We start from the raw sequence: 19,701 nt of genomic DNA, 5'->3' as shown, positions 1-19,701 counted from the left end.
ACCTTTCATGCGCCTCGTCTTCGCCGGCACCCCCGCCGTCGCCGTCCCCACCCTCCAGCTTCTGGCGGCGCGTCATGACGTCGCCGCCGTCGTGACACGACCGGACGCGCCGCTGGGGCGCAAGCGCGTCCTGACGCCGTCCCCCGTCGCGCAGGCGGCTGGGGAGCTCGGGCTGCCGGTGATCAGGGCTGCGCGGCTCGACGCGGAGACCACGGCCCGGATCGCGACTCTGAACGCCGAGCTGGGCGTGATCGTCGCCTACGGCGGGCTCGTGCGCGAGCCGCTGCTCTCGGCGCCGGTCCACGGCTGGATCAACCTGCACTTCTCCCTGCTGCCGGCCTGGCGCGGCGCGGCGCCCGTCCAGCGTGCGCTCATCGCCGGGGACGAGGTGCTCGGCGCGAGCGTGTTCCACCTGGTCGAAGCGCTGGATGCCGGTGACGTGTTCGCCTCCCAGGCCGTCGACATCCCCGGCGATGCCACGGCAGACGTCGCGCTCGGCATCCTCGCACGCGCCGGCGCGCCGCTCACCGCCGAGGTCGTCGCCGCCATCGAGGAGGGGACGGCGACCAGGACGCCGCAGAACGGCGAGGTCACGCTCGCACCCAAGCTCTCCCTCGAGGACGGACGGCTGGACTTCGCGCTCCCCGTGGAGCAGGTGTACGCGCGCTACAGGGGCGTCACACCCGAGCCGGGTGCGCACACCACGGTCGACGGCGCCCGTCTCAAGATCCTGAGCGCCGCGCCGGCACTCGATGCGCCACGGTCGGAGCCCGGCGCCGTGTCCGGCACGCGCACGGGCGTCCTCGTCGGCACGGCGACCGCGCCTCTCGAGGTCACACGCTTGCAGCCGGCGGGCAGACCGGCCATGGCCGCGGCCGATTGGTGGCGGGGACGACGGGATGCCGAGGGGACGGTGGCCGGTTCATGAGCGGCGCGCAGCGCTCCTCGCGGAGACCGGGGCGTCCAGGTGGCCGTCCCGCCCCCGATCGCTCCGTGCAGGCGGCAAGGAGGGTCGCTTACGACGTGCTCCGCGCGGTGTCGGAGTCGGACGCCTACGCGAACCTCCTCCTGCCGGGCGCGATCACCTCCGCGGGCCTGAACCCTCAGGACGCCGGGCTGGCCACCGAGCTGACCTACGGCACTCTCCGCCGACGAGGAACCTACGATGCCGTCATCGCCCGGGCCGCCGGCCGCGACGCCGCGGACATCGATCCGGCCGTGCTCGACGCCCTGCGCCTCGGCGCCCATCAGCTGCTGTCCACGAGAGTGGCCTCGCATGCCGCGGTGAACGAATCGGTGAACCTCGCCGCGTCGCACAGCAGAGGCGCCGCAGGCTTCGCCAATGCTGTGCTGCGCCGGATCGCCCGCGACACGCCAGGGGAGTGGGAGGAGCGCATCGAGGCGGAGGCCCGCTCCGACGACGAGCGGCTCGGCCTGCGCACCGCGCATCCCGTCTGGGTCATCAGGGCGCTTCGCCGGGCTCTCGCCGCGGAGGATCGCGTGGACGAGCTGGAGGCGCTGCTCGACGCCGACAACGTCTCGCCCGAGGTCACGCTCGCCGCCCTGCCAGGCCTCGCCGAGCCGGCCGAGCCGCTGCGGCCCTATGCGCCGACCGCGTTCGGCGCGCCGGGCGGCGATCCGCACCGCTATCTCGCCCGGGCGGCCGGGACCGTCCGCGTGCAGGACGAGGGCTCGCAGCTCGTCGCGCTCGCGCTTGCCGCTGCGGCCCCCATACGGGAGGGGGAGCGCTGGCTGGACCTGTGCGCGGGTCCGGGGGGAAAGACCGCCCTGCTCGCGGCGATCGCCGTCGAGCACGGGGTGGCGCTGGAGGCGAACGAGGTCGTTCCGGCGCGCGCGGGGCTGGTGCGCAGCGCGCTGCGTCCGCTTCCCGGCGATGTCGTCGTGCACGAGGAGGACGGACGCGCTCTCGCCGCCGCGCATCCGGCGACCTTCGATCGCATCCTCGTCGACGCTCCATGCACCGGGCTCGGCGCGCTCCGCCGGCGTCCCGAGGCGCGCTGGCGCAAGACGCCGGCCGACGTCGCGGAGCTGACGGTGCTCCAGGAGGAGCTGCTGCTCTCGGCGCTGGAGGCGGTGCGACCCGGAGGCATCGTCGCCTACGTCACGTGCTCGCCGCACCTGGCGGAGACGACCGGCGTCGTGGCCGAGGTGCTGCGCGTGCGCGACGACGTCGCCGAGCTCGACGCCCGCGCCGTGCTGCGCGACGTCGCGCGCAGCACGATCGACCTCGCCTCCGACGGTTCCGGCCGCGTCCAGCTGTGGCCCCACCGGCACGGCACCGACGCCATGTTCCTCGCGCTGCTGCAGCGCTCACCGAAGGGATACCGATGACCCTCCCCGAAGCGCCCCGCATCAATCCGAGCGTCCTGGCCGCCGACTTCGTCAACATGCAGTCCGAGCTCGCCAGGATCGCCGCAGCCGACTTCGTGCACGTCGACGTCATGGACAATCATTTCGTGCCGAATCTGACGTTCGGCCCGCAGATGGTCGAGCGCATCCAGGCGACGAGCCCCATCCCGCTGGACGTCCACCTGATGATCTCCGACCCGGATCGCTGGGCGCCCGGGTACGCGGAGCTCGGAGCTGCGAGCGTGACCTTCCACCTCGAGGCCGCCGCCGATCCGGTCGCACTGGCCAGGCGGCTGCGCGCCATCGGCGCGAGGGCCGGCGTCGCCCTCAAGCCGGGCACCGCGGGCGAGAGCCTCTACGAGATCCTCGGCGAGTTCGACCAGATCCTCGTGATGACGGTCGAGCCGGGCTTCGGAGGGCAGGGCTTCATGCCGGAGACGATGCCGAAGCTGCGCGCCCTCGTCGAGGAGGCGCGACGTCGCGGGGTCTCCCCGTGGTTCCAGGTGGACGGCGGCATCTCGGCGGACACGATCGATCAGGCCGCCGCCGCGGGGGCCGACACCTTCGTCGCCGGATCCGCCGTGTACGGCGCCTCCGAGGCGGAAGCGGCCATCGCCGGGCTCAGGGAGCGCGCGAGAGCCGCTAGCCTGGAACCGTGAAGACTTTCGACGAGCTGTTCGCCGAGCTCCAGGTCAAGGCCGAGATCCGTCCAGAGGGATCGGGTACGGTGGCCGAGCTCGACGGCGGCGTGCACGTGATCGGCAAGAAGATCGTCGAGGAGGCCGCCGAGGTCTGGATGGCTTCGGAGTACGAGTCCGAGGAGGAGGCGGCGGAGGAGATCTCCCAGCTGCTGTACCACCTGCAGGTGATGATGATCGCCAAGGGCCTGAGCCTCGCGGACGTGTACCGACATCTCTGATGCGCTCCGTCCCGACCCTCTGACCCGAAAGACCCCCATGCTGCGCATCGCCGTTCCCAACAAGGGCTCGCTCTCCGAGACCGCCGCCGAGATGCTCGCGGAGGCCGGCTACACCGGTCGCCGCGACGCCAAGACCCTGCACGTCGTCGACGCCGACAACGACGTCGAGTTCTTCTTCCTCCGTCCCCGCGACATCGCCACCTACGTCGCCTCCGGCGCCCTCGACGTCGGCATCACGGGCCGCGACCTGCTCAGGGACGTCCCCCAGCAGGCGCGCGAGGTCCAGGCGCTCGGATTCGCGCAGTCGACCTTCCGCTTCGCCGCCCCTCCCGGCCGATACTCGACGATCCAGGACCTCGAGGGCGTCAGGGTGGCATCCGCCTATCCCGGCCTCGTCGACGCCTATCTGCGCGAGCACGGCGTCCAGGCGGTCCTCGTCCCCCTGGACGGCGCCGTGGAGTCCGCCGTGCGACTCGGCGTGGCCGATGCGATCGCCGACGTCGTCGAGACGGGGACCACGCTCCGTCAGGCGGGACTCGAGATCTTCGGGCCCGTGATCATCGAGTCCGAGGCCGTGCTCATCAGCCGTCCCGGTGAGGCGGAGGGCACGGACACGCTCCTGCGTCGCCTGCGCGGCGTGATCGTCGCCCGCCGCTATGTGCTGCTGGACTACGACCTGCCCGTCGAGCTGATCGACCGGGCGGCCGCCATCGCCCCTGGACGCGAGTCCCCGACGATCTCGCCCCTGCAGGATCCGGCTTGGGTCGCCGTGCGTGTCATGATCCCGCGCAAGGGCGTCAACCAGATCATGGACGCGCTCTACGCGCTCGGCGCCCGGGCGCTGCTGGTGACCGCGATCCACGCTGCGAGGCTCTGATGACGCTCGCGAGCCGTGTCATCCCCTGCTTGGACGTGGCTGAGGGCCGCGTCGTCAAGGGCGTCAACTTCGAGAACCTGCGCGACATGGGCGACCCGGTCGAGCTCGCGTCCCACTACGCGGCGCAGGGCGCGGACGAGATAACCTTCCTGGACGTGACGGCGACCGTCGATGCGCGCGCGACGACCTACGAGGTCGTGCAGCGCACGGCGGAGCAGGTCTTCGTGCCGCTGACGGTCGGGGGCGGGGTGCGCAGCGTCGACGACGTGGCGCGACTGCTCGCGGTCGGCGCGGACAAGATCGGCGTGAACTCCGCCGCCATCGCCCGTCCCGACCTGCTCGGCGAGATCGCAGACCGGTTCGGCGCCCAGGTGCTCGTGCTCTCCCTGGATGTGAAGCGCGCCCCGACCACGGCATCCGGGTTCGTGGTCACCACGCACGGCGGCCGCACGGAGACGACTCTCGACGCGCTGGAGTGGGCGCGGGAGGCCGCGGAGCGCGGAGCCGGGGAGCTCCTCGTGAACTCCATCGACGCGGACGGCACGCGCGACGGCTTCGATCTCGAGCTCGTCCGGCTCATGCGCGAGGTCGCCTCGGTTCCCGTGATCGCCTCCGGCGGCGCGGGATCCGTCGACGACTTCGCGCCGGCGATCAGAGCAGGGGCGGATGCCGTCCTCGCCGCGAGCGTCTTCCACACCGGCGCGCTCACCGTCGGCGATGTCAAGGAAGCCCTCCGTGCAGAAGGGGTGGTGGTGCGATGCACCGCGCCGAGCGAGCGGAGCGAGGCGAAGTGACCGATCTGGAGAAGCGCATCGCGCAGGTGGCCTGGAACGCCGACGGCCTCGCGCCGGTCATCGTGCAGCAGTGGGACACCCTCGAGGTGCTCATGCTGGCGTGGACCGACGCCGAGGCGCTGCGGCGCACGCTCACCAGCGGCCGCGCCACGTACTGGTCGCGCTCCCGTCAGGAGTACTGGCGCAAGGGCGACACCTCGGGCAACACCCAGCAGGTGCACGAGGCGCGGCTGGACTGCGACGGGGATGCGATCCTGCTGCTCGTGCACCAGAACGGTCCCGCCTGCCACACCGGCACCCGCACCTGCTTCGATGCGAGGGATCTGGAGGCCGTGCAGGCGGCCGGACTCCGATGAGCACCGCGGAGCGCGGACGCAGCCTCACCGTGGTGGGGTTCCTCCTCGCCGGCGGTGCGGGGGTTCTGTCCGCGACGCAGACCTGGCTGACCGTCGAGCGTCATGACGCCGCGGAGCCGATCCTCGTGACCGGTACGCAGGCGCTGTCGCTGCTGACGCCGCTCAGCCTCGCGGTGCTCGCGCTGGCCGCGGTGCTCGCGCTCTCCGGTCGCGTGCTCCGCTACATCCTCGCCTCGCTCGGCGCCGCGGTCGCGGTGCTGCTCGGGTGGTGGACGCTGGAGCTGCTGATCGCCCGCCCGCTGGACGCGGTCGCCCCGACCGTCACGGACCTGACGGGCCTCGCGGGCGACGACGCCATCGCCGGGATCGTGGACGCCGTGGTGCCCACGGCCTGGCCGGTCGTGGCGCTGATCGCGTGGGCGCTCCTGCTCGCCGGCTCCGTCTTCGCCCTCGCCACGGCATCCGCCTGGCGCACCGGAGGACGTCGCTATCGCGCGGATGCCGCGGAGCAGCGCGCCGCCGGGCCGATGGACGCCGTGGACTCGTGGGACGACCTGTCCCGGGGAACCGACCCGACGCGCTCGGACCGATAGACTGACCACGGCAGCAACCGACCTCGGAGGATTCCCCATGAGCAACCCCATCGCAGACCCCGGCCACGGACACTCGCCTGCCGCCTGGACCGCTGTGGTGGTCATGCTGTTCGGCATCACCGCCGGCACCGTCGCGTTCTGCTTCGAACAGCCGCTCTTCGTGTGGGTCTCGGTCGGGATCGTCGCCGTCGGAGCGCTGCTCGGCCCGATCCTCTCGAAGGTCGGCTACGGCGTGAAGGGCCCCAAGTACACCCCGAAGGGGCACTAGTGGTTCTCGCCGACCTGACGGCCGGCGCAGTCGAGGACGCGGAGCGTCGTGCGCTCACGCGATCCCTCGCCGACGTCGAGAAGGCCGCGCTCTCCCGTCCGGCGGCCAGGGACGCGGTCGTCGCGCTCGCGCCCGCGGCCCGGGTGAAGATCATCGCGGAGGTCAAGAGGGCCAGTCCCTCCCGCGGCGCCCTCGCGGAGATCCCCGACCCCGCCCATCAGGCCTCGCTCTACGAGACCGGGGGCGCCTCCGCGATCAGCGTCCTCACCGAGGAGCGCCGCTTCGGCGGCAGCCTGGCGGATCTGGAGGCCGTGACCGCACGAGTGGGCCTGCCGGTCCTTCGCAAGGACTTCATCGCCACGCCGTACCAGGTGCTCGAGGCGCGCGCCGCCGGCGCCGACCTCGCGCTGCTCATCGTGGCCGGTCTCGAGCCGCGGGTGCTCACCGAGCTGTTCTCACTCATCACCGAGCTGGGCATGACGCCGCTCGTGGAGACCCACTCCGCCGACGAGGTGGCTGCGGCCGTCGATCTCGGCGCACCGCTCATCGGCGTGAACGCGCGCGATCTGAAGACGCTCGAGCTCGACCGCGATCTGTTCGGACGGCTCGTGGACGGCATCCCGGACGGCACGACGAGGATCGCGGAGTCCGCGGTGCTCTCACCCGCCGACGTCGCGCACTACCGTGCGGCGGGCGCCGACGTCGTCCTGATCGGCGAGGCGCTCGTCACGGGGGATCCCGTCGCAAGCCTGCAGAGCTTCCTCGCTGCGGGGGAGCGCAACGTGCGGAGCGATCGGAAGGAGACCGCATGAGCCTTCGCGACGAGCACGGCCCGTTCTTCGGCGACTTCGGCGGGCGCTACATGCCGGAGTCGCTCATCGCCGCGATCGACGAGCTGACGATCGCCTACGAGGACGCGATCGCCGACCCCTCCTTCCGCGCCGAGCTCGCTGAGCTGCTGAGCAGCTATGCGGGGCGGCCGTCGGCGCTGACGGAGGTCCCGCGCTTCGCGGAGCACGCGGGAGGCGCGAGGATCTTCCTCAAGCGGGAGGACCTCAACCACACCGGCAGCCACAAGATCAACAACGTGCTCGGCCAGGCGCTGCTGACGAAGCGGCTCGGCAAGACCCGCGTGATCGCAGAGACCGGCGCGGGTCAGCACGGCGTCGCCACGGCGACCGCCGCTGCCCTGTTCGGATTGGACTGCACGATCTACATGGGCGAGGTCGACACCGAGCGCCAGGCGCTCAACGTGGCGCGAATGCGCCTGCTGGGCGCGGAGGTCGTGGCGGTCAAGAGCGGATCGCGCACGCTGAAGGACGCGATCAACGACGCCTATCGCGACTGGGTCGCGACCGTCGAGACCACGAACTACATCTTCGGGACCGCCGCCGGCCCGCATCCGTTCCCGGCGATGGTGCGCGACTTCCAGAAGATCATCGGCGAGGAGGCGCGCGCGCAGCTCCTCGACACGGCGGGGCGGCTTCCGGATGCCGTGGTCGCCTGCGTCGGCGGAGGATCCAACGCGATCGGCATGTTCGACGCCTTCCTGGACGACGCGGACGTGAAACTGTACGGCGTCGAGGCCGCCGGCGACGGCGTCGACACGCCGAGGCACGCCGCGTCCATCGAGCGCGGGCGTCCAGGCGTCCTGCACGGCGCGCGGACCTACGTCCTCCAGGACGAAGACGGCCAGACGGTGGAGTCGCACTCGATCTCGGCCGGCCTCGACTATCCCGGCGTCGGCCCCGAGCACTCCTGGCTCGCCGACATCGGACGCGCCTCGTACATCCCCGCCACGGACGACGAGGCGATGCAGGCGCTGCGCCTGCTCAGCCGCACCGAGGGAATCATCCCCGCGATCGAGTCCGCGCACGCCCTGGCCGGCGCCCTGCGCATCGGCCGGGAGGTCGGCCCCGACGGGCTCATCGCGGTCTGCCTATCGGGTCGCGGCGACAAGGACATGGACACCGCAGCCGCCTACTTCCACCTCTACGACGAGAGCGAGGAAGCCCGATGAGCCGGGTCGAGGCGGCCATCCTGCGTGCGCACGAGCAGGGCCGCGGCGCCTTCGTGGGATATCTGCCCGTGGGCTATCCGGACCTCGAGACCAGCATCCGCGCCGCCGTCACGCTCGCCGAGAACGGCGTAGACGTCATCGAGCTCGGTCCGCCCTACAGCGATCCCGTCATGGACGGGCCCCTCATCCAGGAGGCCACCCAGGCCGCCCTGGCCGCCGGCTACCGGACCGCGCACCTGTTCGAGGCGCTGCGGGCGATCACCGCGGCGACCGATGTCCCCGTGCTCGTGATGACGTACTGGAACCCCGTCATGCAGTACGGCGTCGACCGCTACGCGGACGACCTGCTCGCCGCCGGAGCTGCCGGGCTCATCACGCCGGACATCACACCGGAGGCGGCGGCCGAGTGGATCGCCGCGAGCGAGCGGACCGGCCTCGACCGGGTCTTCCTCGCCGCTCCCACCTCCACGGACGCGCGTCTCGACCTCGTCACGGCTTCCTCGACGGGCTTCGTCTACACGGTCTCCACGATGGGGATCACGGGAGAGCGGGCCGCGCTGGACAAGGCCGCCCGCACGCTCGTCGGCCGGCTCCGCGAGCACGGCGTCGGTCGCGCCTGCGTCGGCATCGGCATCTCCACGGCGGAGCAGATCTCCGCCGTCCTGGAATACGCGGACGGCGCGATCGTCGGCACCGCGCTGGTGAGGGCCCTCCGTGATGGAGGACTCGAGGGTCTGGCCGAGACCACCCGCACCCTGGCCGCCGGCACGGCGCTGACCGCCGCGGCCGCTGAGAGAAACTAGAATCGCACTCATGTCCCTCGCGCTCCACAGCACCCTCACCGGCGTGCTCACCAGCATCCCGAGCCCGCCGTCGAACGGCTTCGATCTCGGCCCGCTGCCGATCCGGTACTACGCGCTCTGCATCATCGCCGGCATCATCGTCGCCGTGCTGATGACGAATCGCCGCCTCACCAAGCGCGGCGCGGAGCCGTGGGTGGTCATCGACATCGCGATCCTCGCGGTCCCCCTCGCGATCATCGGCGCGCGCATCTTCCACGTGCTCACCCACCCGAACGACTACTTCGGGGAGGGGCTGAACACCTGGAACCCGTTCGAGTACGGCTCGGTCTGGGCGATCTGGGAAGGCGGCATCGCCATCTTCGGAGCCCTCATCGGCGGCGCGGTCGGCGCGTGGCTCGGCTGCCGCTGGACCGGCATCCGGTTCTGGACGTTCGCGGATGCGCTCGCCCCTGGCCTCCTCCTCGCACAGGCGATGGGACGCTTCGGCAACTGGTTCAACCACGAGCTGTACGGTCTGCCCACCGACCTGCCGTGGGGTCTGGAGATCGAGTCCGACAACGCCGCGTTCCCCCCTGGACTCGCCGAAGGAACGCTGTTCCACCCCACGTTCCTGTACGAGGTGATCTGGAACGGCCTCGGTGTGCTGGTCCTGCTCTGGATCGGACGAAAGCTGCAGCTGCAGTGGGGCAGGCTGTTCGCCGTGTACCTGATCTGGTACAGCGCGGGCCGCATCGTGTGGGAGTCCATCCGCATCGATCCCAGCGAGATCTTCTTCGGGCTGCGCAGCAACGTCTGGGCGGCGATCCTCGGCGTCATCGTCGGCATCGTGATCCTCGCCGTGCAGAGTCGTCGTCACACCGGTCGGGAGAGCTCTCCGTACGTGCCGGGACGAAGCCGGAAGGACCTCGATGCTGATGTAGAATCGCAGGACAATCCCTCTGACTTCGTGGACGTGAGCGAGCCTCCGGCAGAAGAAGTCACCGCAGGAGCCACCGCCACAAGCACCGCTCCCACGAGCGAGGACGGCTCCCGATAACGCCTCCTCGTCGAGTGAGGAACCATCGCACTGAACGAGCGGGCCGACGTCGTCCCCGGTGTCATCTGAAGAACTGAGGACGGTACGCATGCCATCGAGCGCCCCCGCCCACACCCCCGTCGGCCAGGTGTTCCCTGCCAAGCAGGGGATGTACAACCCGGCTTTCGAGAAGGACGCCTGCGGTCTCGCCATGGTCGCCACCCTGCGCGGCACGGCAGGTCACGACATCATCGAGCAGGCCCTCGAGGCGCTGCGCAACCTCGAGCACCGCGGGGCGATCGGCTCCGACGCCGGAACCGGCGACGGCGCCGGCATCCTGACCCAGATGCCCGACGCGTTCCTGCGCGCGGTGGTGGACTTCGATCTGCCCCCGGTGGGGGAGTACGCGGCCGGTCTGGCGTTCCTGCCCCTGCACGCGGGCGAGCGCCGCACCCAGAAGGCCGGCGTCGAGAAGATCGCCCGCGCGGAGGGACTCACGGTCCTCGGCTGGCGCGTCGTGCCGACGGTCAACAAGCACCTCGGAAAGCTCGCCGACGAGGCCCGTCCCGCCTTCGAGCAGCTGTTCGTCTCCCGCCCGGCCGCCGGCGACCGGCCCGCGCTGTCCGGCATCGAGCTCGATCGCGTCGCCTACCGGCTGCGCAAGCGCGCAGGGCACGAGTTCGGCGCCTATTTCGTCTCGCTCTCCAGCCGCACGCTCGGGTACAAGGGCATGGTGACCACCCTGCAGCTCGAGCCGTTCTATCCCGATCTGCAGGACGAGCGCTTCGCGAGCGAGCTCGCAGTCGTGCACTCCCGCTACTCGACGAACACGTTCCCCTCCTGGCCGCTCGCCCAGCCGCTGCGCATGCTCGCGCACAACGGCGAGATCAACACGGTCGGCGGCAACCGGAACTGGATGCGGGCGCGTCAGTCGCAGCTCGAGTCCGAGCTGCTGGGCGACATCAAGCCGCTCCTGCCGATCTGCACGGACGGGGCGAGCGACTCCGCCTCCTTCGACGAGGTGCTCGAGCTTCTCACCCTCACGGGCCGCAGCCTGCCGCACGCCATCATGATGATGGTGCCGGAGGCGTACGAGAAGCAGACCGACATCTCCCCGGAGCTGCGCGCCTTCTACGAGTACCACTCGAACCAGATGGAGCCCTGGGACGGCCCCGCGGCCCTGATCTTCACGGACGGCACTCTCGTCGGCGCGACGCTCGACCGCAACGGGCTCCGACCCGGTCGCTGGACCGAGACGACGGACGGGCTCGTCGTGATCGGGTCCGAGACGGGCGTCCTGGAGTTCGAGCCGGAGCGCATCAAGCGCCGCGGGCGCCTGCAGCCGGGCAAGATGTTCGTCGTCGACACCACCGCTGGGCGCATCGTCGAGGATGCAGAGGTCAAGGAGCATCTCGCGACCCTGCACCCGTGGCAGGAGTGGCTCGATGAGGGATCGGTGCGCTTGGCCGAGCTGCCGGAGCGGGAGCACATCGTGCACCCCCCGGCATCCATCACCCGGCGCCAGCGCACCTTCGGCTACACCGAGGAGGAGGTCCGGATCCTCCTCGCCCCGATGGGGCAGAACGGCGTCGAGCCGCTCGGCGCGATGGGATCTGACACGCCCATCGCCGTGCTCAGCAAGCGTCCTCGCCTGCTCTTCGACTACTTCACCCAGCAGTTCGCGCAGGTGACGAACCCGCCGCTGGACTCGATCCGCGAAGAGGTCGTCACGAGTCTGAGACTCGGCCTCGGCCCGGAGCGGAACCTCCTGACCTGGGGGCCGGAGCACACCCGCACCGTGACGCTCGACTTCCCGGTCATCGACAACGACGAGCTCGCCAAGATCCGGCACATCGACAAGGCGCTGCCCGACCGCAGGAGCGCGATGATCCGCGGCCTCTACCACTTCGATGCGGGCTCCCAGTCCCTGGCGCGGCGTCTCGAGGAGATGTACGCGGAGGTCGATGCCGCGATCGAGGACGGCGCGGAGTTCCTCATCCTGTCGGACCGCGACTCGAACAAGGACCTCGTCCCGATCCCGTCGCTGCTCATGGTCTCCGCGATCCACCATCACCTGATCCGCCGCGAGAACCGTATGAAGGTGGGACTCATCGTCGAGGCCGGCGACGTCCGCGAGGTGCACCACGTCGCGACGCTGATCGGCTACGGAGCCTCGGCGGTCAACCCGTACCTGGCCATGGAGACCGTTGAACATCTCGTGCGCACCGGCTTCGTCACCGGGGTCACCCCCGAGAAGGCGGTCCGCAACCTCATCTACGCGCTCGGCAAGGGCGTGCTGAAGATCATGTCGAAGATGGGCATCTCCACGGTGTCCTCCTACGCCGGAGCGCAGGTCTTCGAGGCCGTCGGACTCGGCCAGGAGTTCGTCGACGCCTACTTCACCGGGACCGAGACGAAGCTCGGCGGCATCGGCATCGAAGAGGTCTACACCGAGAACCAGGCCCGCCACGACTACGCCTATCCGGAGGACGCGGCCGCGCGCGTGCATGAGCGCCTGTGGACCGGCGGCGAATACCAGTGGCGCCGCGACGGCTCTCCGCACCTCTTCAACCCGGAGACGGTGTTCCGTCTGCAGCACTCGACGCGCAACCGCCGCTACGACATCTTCCGCGAGTACACGAAGCTCGTCGACGACCAGGCCGCGGAGCTGAAGACCCTGCGCGGCCTGTTCACGCTGCATCCTGGCGGCAAGCCGGTCCCGCTGGACGAGGTCGAGCCCGTGAGCGAGATCGTCAAGCGCTTCTCGACGGGGGCGATGAGCTACGGCTCCATCTCCCGGGAGGCGCACGAGACGCTCGCGATCGCCATGAACCGGATCGGCGGCAAGTCGAACACCGGCGAAGGGGGCGAGGACTCCGACCGGCTGGTCGACCCCGAGCGCCGCAGCGCGATCAAGCAGGTGGCGTCCGGACGCTTCGGCGTGACGAGCCAGTACCTCACCGAGGCCGACGACATCCAGATCAAGCTCGCCCAGGGCGCCAAGCCCGGCGAGGGAGGTCAGCTGCCTCCGGGGAAGGTCTACCCCTGGGTCGCTCGCACGCGTCACGCGACGGCCGGCGTCGGCCTCATCTCGCCGCCGCCGCACCACGACATCTACTCGATCGAGGATCTCAAGCAGCTGATCTTCGACCTGAAGCGTGCGAACCCCGGGGCCCGCATCCACACCAAGCTGGTCAGCCAGTCGGGCATCGGCGCGGTGTCCGCGGGCGTCGCGAAGGCGCTCAGCGACGTCATCCTGGTCTCCGGCCACGATGGCGGCACGGGCGCGAGCCCGCTGAACTCGCTCAAGCACGCGGGAACTCCCTGGGAGCTGGGCCTCGCGGAGACCCAGCAGACGCTCATGCTCAACGGCATGCGCGATCGCGTGGTGGTGCAGGTGGACGGTCAGCTCAAGACCGGCCGCGACGTGATCATCGGCGCGCTCCTGGGCGCCGAGGAGTTCGGATTCGCGACCGCGCCGCTCGTCGTGAGCGGATGCATCATGATGCGCGTCTGCCATCTGGACACCTGTCCGGTCGGCGTCGCGACGCAGAATCCGGTGCTGCGGGAGCGCTTCACGGGCAAGCCCGAGTTCGTGGTCAACTTCATGGAGTTCATCGCGGAGGAGGTGCGCGAGATCCTCGCGGAGCTCGGCTTCCGATCGCTCGACGAGGTCATCGGCCGCAGCGACCTCATCGAGACGAACGCGGCGATCGAGCACTGGAAGGCCGACGGCCTCGACCTCTCGCCGATCCTGGAGGGCCCGGTCTTCCCGGCGTCCGAGCCGCGCCGCGGAGCACGGGAGCAGGACCACGAGCTGGAGAAGCACTTCGACGTCCCCGTGATCGAGATGGCGCAGGAGGCGCTCACCGACCGCGCTCCGATCGTCATCGAACTGCCCATCCGCAACACGGAGCGCGCGGTCGGGACGATGCTCGGCCACGAGGTCACGTCGCGCTTCGGCGCCGACGGCCTCGCCCGCGAGACGATCGACATCACGCTGCACGGCACCGCGGGCCAGTCGCTCGGGGCGTTCCTGCCGTCCGGCATCGTCCTGCGCCTCGAAGGCGACGCGAACGACTACGTCGGCAAGGGGCTCTCCGGGGGAGACATCACGATCCGCCCGCCGCGCGGCTCGAGGATCGTGCCGCAGGAGAACGTGATCGCGGGCAACGTGATCGGCTACGGTGCCACGAGCGGGACGATGTTCATCTCCGGCGTCGTCGGCGAGCGCTTCCTCGTCCGCAACTCCGGTGCGACAGCCGTCGTCGAGGGCGTGGGCGATCACGCGCTCGAGTACATGACCGGAGGCGTCGCGGTGATTCTCGGATCCACCGGACGCAACCTCGGCGCCGGCATGTCCGGAGGCGTCGCCTATGTCCGCGGTCTTGCGACCGAGAAGGTGAACGCGCAGTCCCGCGAGAGCGGCGAGCTGCGACTCGAGCCGCTCGACCGCGCGGACCTCGAGGTGCTGCGGAGCCTGATCGGCGAGCACCTCGAGCGCACGGCATCCGTTCTGGCTGCCGACATCCTGGCCGACTTCGACACCGTCGCGGCCGAATTCGTGAAGGTGCTTCCGCGGGACTACGCCGCGGTGCAGAACATGCGCCAGGAGGCGGAGGCGGCCGGGCTCGACCCGGACGGCGACGTCATCTGGAACCGGATCCTGGAGGTGACCGGTGGCTGACCCCAAGGGCTTTCTGAAGGTGACGGAGCGGGAGCTTCCCGCCCGTCGCCCCGTCCCCGTGCGGATCATGGACTGGAAAGAGGTCTACGAACCGGGCGACAAGGCGGTGCTGCGACGCCAGGCAGGGCGCTGCATGGACTGCGGCGTGCCGTTCTGCCATGCCGGTTGCCCGCTCGGCAACCTCATCCCGGAGTGGAACGATCTGACCTGGCGCGGCGAGGGCCGTTCGGCGATCGATCGCCTGCACGCGACGAACAACTTCCCGGAGTTCACCGGGCGGCTGTGCCCCGCGCCGTGCGAGAGCGCGTGCGTTCTGGGGATCAACCAGCCCGCCGTCACGATCAAGCAGGTCGAGGTCTCGATCATCGACGAGGCCTTCTCCAAGGGCTGGGTCGAGGCGCAGCCGCCGGAGCGCCTGACGGGCAAGACCGTCGCCGTGGTCGGCTCCGGTCCTGCCGGGCTCGCCGCCGCGCAGCAGCTGACCCGCGCCGGTCACACGGTGGCCGTGTTCGAGCGCGACGACCGCATCGGCGGCCTGCTGCGCTACGGCATCCCTGACTTCAAGATGGAGAAGAGCCAGGTCGAGGCACGTCTTCGCCAGATGCAGGAGGAGGGGACCCGCTTCCGCGCCGGCGTCGAGATCGGCAAGGACATCTCCTGGGCAGACCTCCGCGCCCGCTACGACGCCGTGGTCATCGCGACCGGCTCGACGGTTCCCCGCGATCTGGCCATCCCCGGCCGTGACCTGGACGGCGTGCACTTCGCGATGGAGTACCTCGTGGAGTCCAACCACGTCGTCGCCGGGGACAAGGTCCCGAACCAGATCACCGCCGAGGGCAAGCACGTCGTCGTCATCGGCGGCGGCGACACCGGCGCCGACTGCATCGGCACCGCGCATCGCCAGGGCGCGCTCAGCGTCACCAACCTCGCCATCGGCCGCCAGCCCGGCGACGTGCGTCCCGACCACCAGCCGTGGCCGATGACGCCGACCGTGTTCGAGGTCTCGTCGGCGCACGAGGAGGGCGGCGAGCGCATGTTCCTCGCCTCCACCGTGGAGTTCCTCTCCAACGAGGCCGGAGAGGTCCGCGCGCTGCGCGTCGCCGAGACCGAGTTCGTCGACGGCCGCCGGGTGCCCAAGAGCGGCACTGAGCGCGAGATCCCCGCTGACCTCGTGCTGGTCGCGATGGGCTTCACCGGTCCGGAGCAGGACGGCTTCACCGAGGAGACCCGCCCGCAGGTGACCGACCGGGGGAACTTCCAGCGCGACGACGCCTACGAGTCGACGATCCCCGGCGTCTTCGTCGCCGGAGACGCCGGTCGCGGCCAGTCGCTGATCGTGTGGGCGATCGCCGAGGGCCGCGCCGCGGCCGCGAGCGTCGACCGCTTCCTCATGGGCGAGACCGTGCTGCCCGCACCGGTCCGTCCGACCGATGTCGCGATCGGCCTTCAGCCCGCGTAGGCTGAGCCAGGCATCGTCGCCAGTTCCATTCCTCTCTACCCTGGAGAATTCTGTTGAGACGCGCGAAAATCGTCGCCACCCTCGGCCCTGCGACCAGTTCCTACGAGAACGTCAGGGCCATCATCGAGGCAGGGGTGGACGTCGCCCGGCTGAACCTCAGCCATGGTGACTACTCCGTCCACGACGCGAACTACGCCAACGTGCGTCGTGCCGCCGACGATGCAGGCAGGGCCGTCGCCGTCCTCGTCGATCTGCAGGGACCGAAGATCCGCCTGGGCAAGTTCGAGGCAGGCCCGTACGAGCTCGCCGAGGGCGATATCTTCAAGATCACCACCGAGGACGTCATCGGCAACCGCGAGATCTGCGGCACCACGTTCAAGGGGCTCCCGCAGGATGTGAAGCCCGGCGACTTCCTGCTGATCGACGACGGCAAGGTGCGCGTCGAGGTCGTCGAGACCGACGGCACGGTCGTCACGACGAGAGTCATCGTCGCCGGCGCCGTCTCGAACAACAAGGGCATCAACCTCCCCGGCGTGGCCGTGAACGTCCCCGCCCTGAGCGAGAAGGACGAGGCCGACCTCCGCTGGGGCCTGCGCATCGGCGCCGATCTCATCGCGCTCTCGTTCGTGCGCAATGCCGCCGACGTGGAGCGCGTGCACGAGATCATGGCGGAGGAGGGCGTCAAGGTCCCCGTCATCGCGAAGATCGAGAAGCCGCAGGCGGTGGACGCCCTCGAGGAGATCGTCGACGCCTTCGACGGCATCATGGTCGCTCGCGGCGACCTGGGCGTCGAGCTGCCGCTGGAGGCCGTGCCGATCGTGCAGAAGCACGCCGTCGAGCTCGCCCGTCGCATGGCCAAGCCGGTCATCGTCGCCACGCAGATGCTGGAGTCGATGATCTCGAGCCCCGTCCCGACGCGCGCGGAGACCAGTGACGTCGCCAACGCCGTCCTGGACGGCGCCGACGCCGTCATGCTCTCCGGAGAGACGAGTGTGGGGGAGTATCCGATCGTCGTCGTGGAGACCATGGCCCGCATCGTCGAGTCGACCGAGGAGCACGGTCTGGAGCGCATCGCGCCGCTCACGGCGAAGCCGCGCACGCAGGGCGGCGCCATCACACTGGCCGCGCTCGAGGTCGCCGACTTCGTGGACGCCAAGTACCTCTGCGTGTTCACCCAGTCCGGAGACTCGGCCCGTCGCCTGTCCCGTCTGCGCTCGCGCATCCCGATGATCGCCTTCACACCGGAGCCCGGCATCCGCCGTCGCATGGCGCTGACGTGGGGGATCCACTCGACGCTCGTGGACGTCGTCCAGCACACCGACCTCATGTATCTGCAGGTCGATGACTACCTGCTGAAGAACGGCCTGGCCGTGGAAGGCGACAAGGTCGTCGTGATCTCCGGATCCCCTCCCGGGATCATCGGCTCCACCAATGACATCCGCGTCCACAAGGTCGGGGATGCCGTGGGCGGTGCTGCTCCGGTCTACAAGACGGGCGTCTGACACCTCCCTCCTCCGGATGCGCGCCGGGTCCCGCAGGGGACTCTCCGGCGCGCATCCGTGGTCGAGGCGTGCGATACGCTCGTCTGTGGGCCGGCGTGGCGGAATGGCAGACGCGGAGCACTCAAAATGCTTTGTCCGAAAGGGCGTGTGGGTTCGAGTCCCACCGCCGGCACCTCTCTCTCGAGCCCGCGGGGCGCGCCCGCCGCCGGCACGGTGAGACTCTCCACTAGAATGGGAATCGTGACCGAAGAACAGCCTGAGCAGTCCACGGCAACCGCACCCCGACGCGTCGTCGTCGCGGAAGACGAGTCGCTGATCCGTCTCGACATCGTCGAGATCCTCCGCGACAACGGCTTCGATGTGGTCGGTGAGGCCGGAGACGGCGAGACGGCAGTGGCTCTGGCCACCGAGCTGCGCCCCGATCTCGTGATCATGGATGTGAAGATGCCGCAGCTGGACGGCATCAGCGCCGCCGAGAAGCTGCACAAGGGCAACATCGCCCCGGTCGTGCTGCTGACCGCGTTCAGCCAGAAGGAGCTCGTCGAGCGCGCCAGCGAGGCCGGTGCGCTGGCTTACGTCGTGAAGCCCTTCACGCCGAACGACCTGCTCCCCGCGATCGAGATCGCGCTGGCTCGCCACGAGCAGATCATCACGCTCGAGGCCGAGGTCGCCGACATGGTCGAGCGCTTCGAGACGCGAAAGCTCGTCGACCGCGCCAAGGGTCTGCTCAACGAGAAGATGGGGCTCAGCGAGCCCGAGGCGTTCCGCTGGATCCAGAAGGCGTCCATGGACCGTCGGCTCACCATGCAGGACGTCGCCAAAGCCATCATCGAGCAGCTCGCTCCGAAGAAGGCCTGAGCAGACCGGAGAGCTCGCATCTGGGAGGGCTCTCCCTGGGGAGAGCATGTTCGGTGTGCTCTCCCGGTGTCCACGCCTGGACCATTCGTCCTGCACAATTAGTCGTTGCTCTGACTTCTCCACGGGCACTGTGAACACCGTTTCCGCCGTCGCTCACGCGGAGTATCGTCATGGCATGCCAATGACCCAGCACCAGGTGGAACAGCGTCTCGAGCAGCACGGCTCCGACCTCCTCGAGATCTATGAATCCTTGACGGAGATCGACGAGAAGCTCGACGCGCATGACAAGCGTTTCGATGCCATCGACGGGCGACTGGACGGGATCGACGGGCGACTCGACGGTCTTGACGGCAAGGTGGACGGCCTCTCAGACCAGGTAGGCGGTCTCGCCGGCAAGGTGGGCGATCTCTCCGGCAAGGTCGATGGTCTCATCAGCCAGGTGGACGGTCTCGCCGGCCAGATGTCCGACGTGCTCGAGATCCTGAGACAGCGATGACGGAGGGCGCCGTCGACGACTATGACGTCATCCTGCCCATCCGAGGCTACGACCCTGCTGCGGCGTACACGGAGATCGGACGCATTCGCGGTGCGCTGATGATGCAGCTCTCGCGTTTCGAGCAGCTGACGAAACGTCAGCTCGACGGCATGTGCTCGGTGGACTCCCGTTTCGGCGGTGTCGCGGAACGACTCGACAGGCTCGATGAACGAATGGAGCACGTCGAGGAGTCCCTCGACCGCATCCTGCGGCTGGTCGAGCACGGGGAGCGCGCGCCGTCCTCGCGCTGATCAGGCCGGCGCGTCCTTGATCATGTTGGTGATCCGGATCGTCGAGCAGCGCCTGCCCTGATCGTCCGTCACGACGATCTCGTGCACGGTGATGCTGCGTCCGAGGTGGATCGGCGTGCAGACGCCCGTCACGACGCCGGACGTCGCAGAGCGCGTGTGCGTGGCGTTGATGTCGACGCCGACGGCGAGCTTGCCGGGTCCGGCGTGCAGGTTCGCCGCCATCGACCCGAGCGACTCGCCGAGAACCACGTAGGCGCCGCCGTGCACGAGCCCGACCGGCTGCGTGTTGCCCTCGACCGGCATGGTCGCGACCGCGCGGTCCACCGCGAACTCGGTGAACTCTATGCCCATCTTCTCAGCCAGCGCGCCCATCCCGCGTCCGGCCGCCCACTCC

20 protein-coding genes and 1 tRNA gene are annotated in these 19,701 nt (G+C 69.9%); 20 read left to right on the top strand and 1 reads right to left on the bottom strand.

The genetic code is table 11. The features are described 5' to 3' along the window. Positions 1 to 7: 7 nt before the first annotated feature. From fmt to ACYVGQ_RS09290, 20 genes are all read left to right on the top strand, one after another. Complete coding sequence (fmt, locus tag ACYVGQ_RS09385; protein ID WP_460784359.1) at positions 8 to 928, top strand: methionyl-tRNA formyltransferase; 921 nt, start codon at positions 8 to 10, stop codon at positions 926 to 928. Beyond that, entirely contained in the window at positions 925 to 2,352 is a 1,428-nt protein-coding gene (locus ACYVGQ_RS09380) for an RsmB/NOP family class I SAM-dependent RNA methyltransferase (protein WP_460784358.1), read from the top strand. Before fmt ends, ACYVGQ_RS09380 begins: the two co-directional genes overlap by 4 nt. Further along, entirely contained in the window at positions 2,349 to 3,029 is a 681-nt protein-coding gene (gene rpe / locus ACYVGQ_RS09375; RefSeq protein ID WP_460784357.1) for a ribulose-phosphate 3-epimerase, read from the top strand. The genes ACYVGQ_RS09380 and rpe overlap by 4 nt, the downstream gene beginning before the upstream one ends. Next, entirely contained in the window at positions 3,026 to 3,289 is a 264-nt protein-coding gene (locus ACYVGQ_RS09370; protein ID WP_460784356.1) for a phosphoribosyl-ATP diphosphatase, read from the top strand. The genes rpe and ACYVGQ_RS09370 overlap by 4 nt, the downstream gene beginning before the upstream one ends. A gap of 37 nt (positions 3,290 to 3,326) precedes the next feature. Beyond that, positions 3,327 to 4,166 (top strand): ATP phosphoribosyltransferase, encoded by an 840-nt coding sequence (gene hisG, locus ACYVGQ_RS09365; RefSeq protein WP_460784355.1) that lies wholly within the window; start codon positions 3,327 to 3,329, stop codon positions 4,164 to 4,166. Further along, on the top strand, positions 4,166 to 4,960 hold the full coding sequence (gene hisF, locus ACYVGQ_RS09360; RefSeq protein ID WP_460784354.1) for an imidazole glycerol phosphate synthase subunit HisF: 795 nt from the start codon (positions 4,166 to 4,168) through the stop codon (positions 4,958 to 4,960). The genes hisG and hisF overlap by 1 nt, the downstream gene beginning before the upstream one ends. Next, a complete protein-coding gene (hisI, locus tag ACYVGQ_RS09355; RefSeq protein ID WP_460784353.1) occupies positions 4,924 to 5,316 on the top strand; it encodes a phosphoribosyl-AMP cyclohydrolase in 393 nt (130 codons plus the stop codon). Before hisF ends, hisI begins: the two co-directional genes overlap by 37 nt. Further along, positions 5,313 to 5,909, top strand: a complete 597-nt coding sequence (locus ACYVGQ_RS09350) for a Trp biosynthesis-associated membrane protein (protein WP_460784352.1) — start codon at positions 5,313 to 5,315, stop codon at positions 5,907 to 5,909. The genes hisI and ACYVGQ_RS09350 overlap by 4 nt, the downstream gene beginning before the upstream one ends. Before the next feature lie 37 nt (positions 5,910 to 5,946). Next, positions 5,947 to 6,177 carry an HGxxPAAW family protein gene (locus ACYVGQ_RS09345; protein WP_460784351.1) on the top strand — a complete coding sequence of 77 codons (231 nt, stop codon included), beginning with the start codon at positions 5,947 to 5,949 and terminating at the stop codon, positions 6,175 to 6,177. Further along, positions 6,177 to 6,989 carry an indole-3-glycerol phosphate synthase TrpC gene (gene trpC, locus ACYVGQ_RS09340; protein WP_460784350.1) on the top strand — a complete coding sequence of 271 codons (813 nt, stop codon included), beginning with the start codon at positions 6,177 to 6,179 and terminating at the stop codon, positions 6,987 to 6,989. The genes ACYVGQ_RS09345 and trpC overlap by 1 nt, the downstream gene beginning before the upstream one ends. After that, complete coding sequence (gene trpB, locus ACYVGQ_RS09335) at positions 6,986 to 8,197, top strand: tryptophan synthase subunit beta (RefSeq protein WP_460784349.1); 1,212 nt, start codon at positions 6,986 to 6,988, stop codon at positions 8,195 to 8,197. The genes trpC and trpB overlap by 4 nt, the downstream gene beginning before the upstream one ends. Beyond that, positions 8,194 to 9,000 carry a tryptophan synthase subunit alpha gene (gene trpA, locus ACYVGQ_RS09330; protein ID WP_460784348.1) on the top strand — a complete coding sequence of 269 codons (807 nt, stop codon included), beginning with the start codon at positions 8,194 to 8,196 and terminating at the stop codon, positions 8,998 to 9,000. Before trpB ends, trpA begins: the two co-directional genes overlap by 4 nt. Before the next feature lie 10 nt (positions 9,001 to 9,010). Next, positions 9,011 to 10,036 carry a prolipoprotein diacylglyceryl transferase gene (lgt, locus tag ACYVGQ_RS09325; RefSeq protein ID WP_460784347.1) on the top strand — a complete coding sequence of 342 codons (1,026 nt, stop codon included), beginning with the start codon at positions 9,011 to 9,013 and terminating at the stop codon, positions 10,034 to 10,036. An 88-nt stretch (positions 10,037 to 10,124) separates the two neighbouring features. Then, positions 10,125 to 14,702 (top strand): glutamate synthase large subunit, encoded by a 4,578-nt coding sequence (gene gltB, locus ACYVGQ_RS09320; RefSeq protein WP_460784346.1) that lies wholly within the window; start codon positions 10,125 to 10,127, stop codon positions 14,700 to 14,702. Next, positions 14,695 to 16,161, top strand: coding sequence for a glutamate synthase subunit beta (locus tag ACYVGQ_RS09315; protein WP_460784345.1), 1,467 nt, complete (start codon positions 14,695 to 14,697; stop codon positions 16,159 to 16,161). Before gltB ends, ACYVGQ_RS09315 begins: the two co-directional genes overlap by 8 nt. Before the next feature lie 53 nt (positions 16,162 to 16,214). Then, entirely contained in the window at positions 16,215 to 17,663 is a 1,449-nt protein-coding gene (gene pyk, locus ACYVGQ_RS09310) for a pyruvate kinase (protein WP_460784344.1), read from the top strand. 89 nt (positions 17,664 to 17,752) lie between these two features. Continuing rightward, a tRNA-Leu gene (locus ACYVGQ_RS09305) sits at positions 17,753 to 17,835 on the top strand. A gap of 59 nt (positions 17,836 to 17,894) precedes the next feature. Then, positions 17,895 to 18,521, top strand: a complete 627-nt coding sequence (locus tag ACYVGQ_RS09300) for an ANTAR domain-containing response regulator (protein WP_460784343.1) — start codon at positions 17,895 to 17,897, stop codon at positions 18,519 to 18,521. Positions 18,522 to 18,696: 175 nt separating this feature from the next. Further along, entirely contained in the window at positions 18,697 to 19,017 is a 321-nt protein-coding gene (locus tag ACYVGQ_RS09295) for a hypothetical protein (RefSeq protein WP_460784342.1), read from the top strand. Next, positions 19,014 to 19,307 (top strand): hypothetical protein, encoded by a 294-nt coding sequence (locus ACYVGQ_RS09290; protein ID WP_460784341.1) that lies wholly within the window; start codon positions 19,014 to 19,016, stop codon positions 19,305 to 19,307. The genes ACYVGQ_RS09295 and ACYVGQ_RS09290 overlap by 4 nt, the downstream gene beginning before the upstream one ends. On the opposite strand, the gene ACYVGQ_RS09285 is transcribed toward ACYVGQ_RS09290, so the two are convergent. Further along, complete coding sequence (locus ACYVGQ_RS09285; protein WP_460784839.1) at positions 19,308 to 19,679, bottom strand: hotdog fold thioesterase; 372 nt, start codon at positions 19,677 to 19,679, stop codon at positions 19,308 to 19,310. Between the last annotated feature and the right edge of the window lie 22 nt (positions 19,680 to 19,701).

The organism is Microbacterium tumbae (assembly GCF_054780175.1).
This window is presented reverse-complemented; position numbering and strand designations above follow the sequence as displayed.

Excerpts from the sequence above, each read along its gene's own strand:
- fmt (WP_460784359.1), top strand. The coding sequence starts at position 8 with ATGCGCCTCGTCTTCGCCGGCACCCCCGCCGTCGCCGTCCCCACCCTC.
- ACYVGQ_RS09380 (WP_460784358.1), top strand. The coding sequence starts at position 925 with ATGAGCGGCGCGCAGCGCTCCTCGCGGAGACCGGGGCGTCCAGGTGGC.
- rpe (WP_460784357.1), top strand. The coding sequence starts at position 2,349 with ATGACCCTCCCCGAAGCGCCCCGCATCAATCCGAGCGTCCTGGCCGCC.
- hisG (WP_460784355.1), top strand. The coding sequence starts at position 3,327 with ATGCTGCGCATCGCCGTTCCCAACAAGGGCTCGCTCTCCGAGACCGCC.
- hisF (WP_460784354.1), top strand. The coding sequence starts at position 4,166 with ATGACGCTCGCGAGCCGTGTCATCCCCTGCTTGGACGTGGCTGAGGGC.
- hisI (WP_460784353.1), top strand. The coding sequence starts at position 4,924 with ATGCACCGCGCCGAGCGAGCGGAGCGAGGCGAAGTGACCGATCTGGAG.
- ACYVGQ_RS09350 (WP_460784352.1), top strand. The coding sequence starts at position 5,313 with ATGAGCACCGCGGAGCGCGGACGCAGCCTCACCGTGGTGGGGTTCCTC.
- ACYVGQ_RS09345 (WP_460784351.1), top strand. The coding sequence starts at position 5,947 with ATGAGCAACCCCATCGCAGACCCCGGCCACGGACACTCGCCTGCCGCC.
- trpB (WP_460784349.1), top strand. The coding sequence starts at position 6,986 with ATGAGCCTTCGCGACGAGCACGGCCCGTTCTTCGGCGACTTCGGCGGG.
- trpA (WP_460784348.1), top strand. The coding sequence starts at position 8,194 with ATGAGCCGGGTCGAGGCGGCCATCCTGCGTGCGCACGAGCAGGGCCGC.
- lgt (WP_460784347.1), top strand. The coding sequence starts at position 9,011 with ATGTCCCTCGCGCTCCACAGCACCCTCACCGGCGTGCTCACCAGCATC.
- gltB (WP_460784346.1), top strand. The coding sequence starts at position 10,125 with ATGCCATCGAGCGCCCCCGCCCACACCCCCGTCGGCCAGGTGTTCCCT.
- ACYVGQ_RS09300 (WP_460784343.1), top strand. The coding sequence starts at position 17,895 with ATGGGAATCGTGACCGAAGAACAGCCTGAGCAGTCCACGGCAACCGCA.
- ACYVGQ_RS09295 (WP_460784342.1), top strand. The coding sequence starts at position 18,697 with ATGCCAATGACCCAGCACCAGGTGGAACAGCGTCTCGAGCAGCACGGC.
- ACYVGQ_RS09290 (WP_460784341.1), top strand. The coding sequence starts at position 19,014 with ATGACGGAGGGCGCCGTCGACGACTATGACGTCATCCTGCCCATCCGA.
- ACYVGQ_RS09285 (WP_460784839.1), bottom strand. The coding sequence starts at position 19,679 with ATGGGCGCGCTGGCTGAGAAGATGGGCATAGAGTTCACCGAGTTCGCG.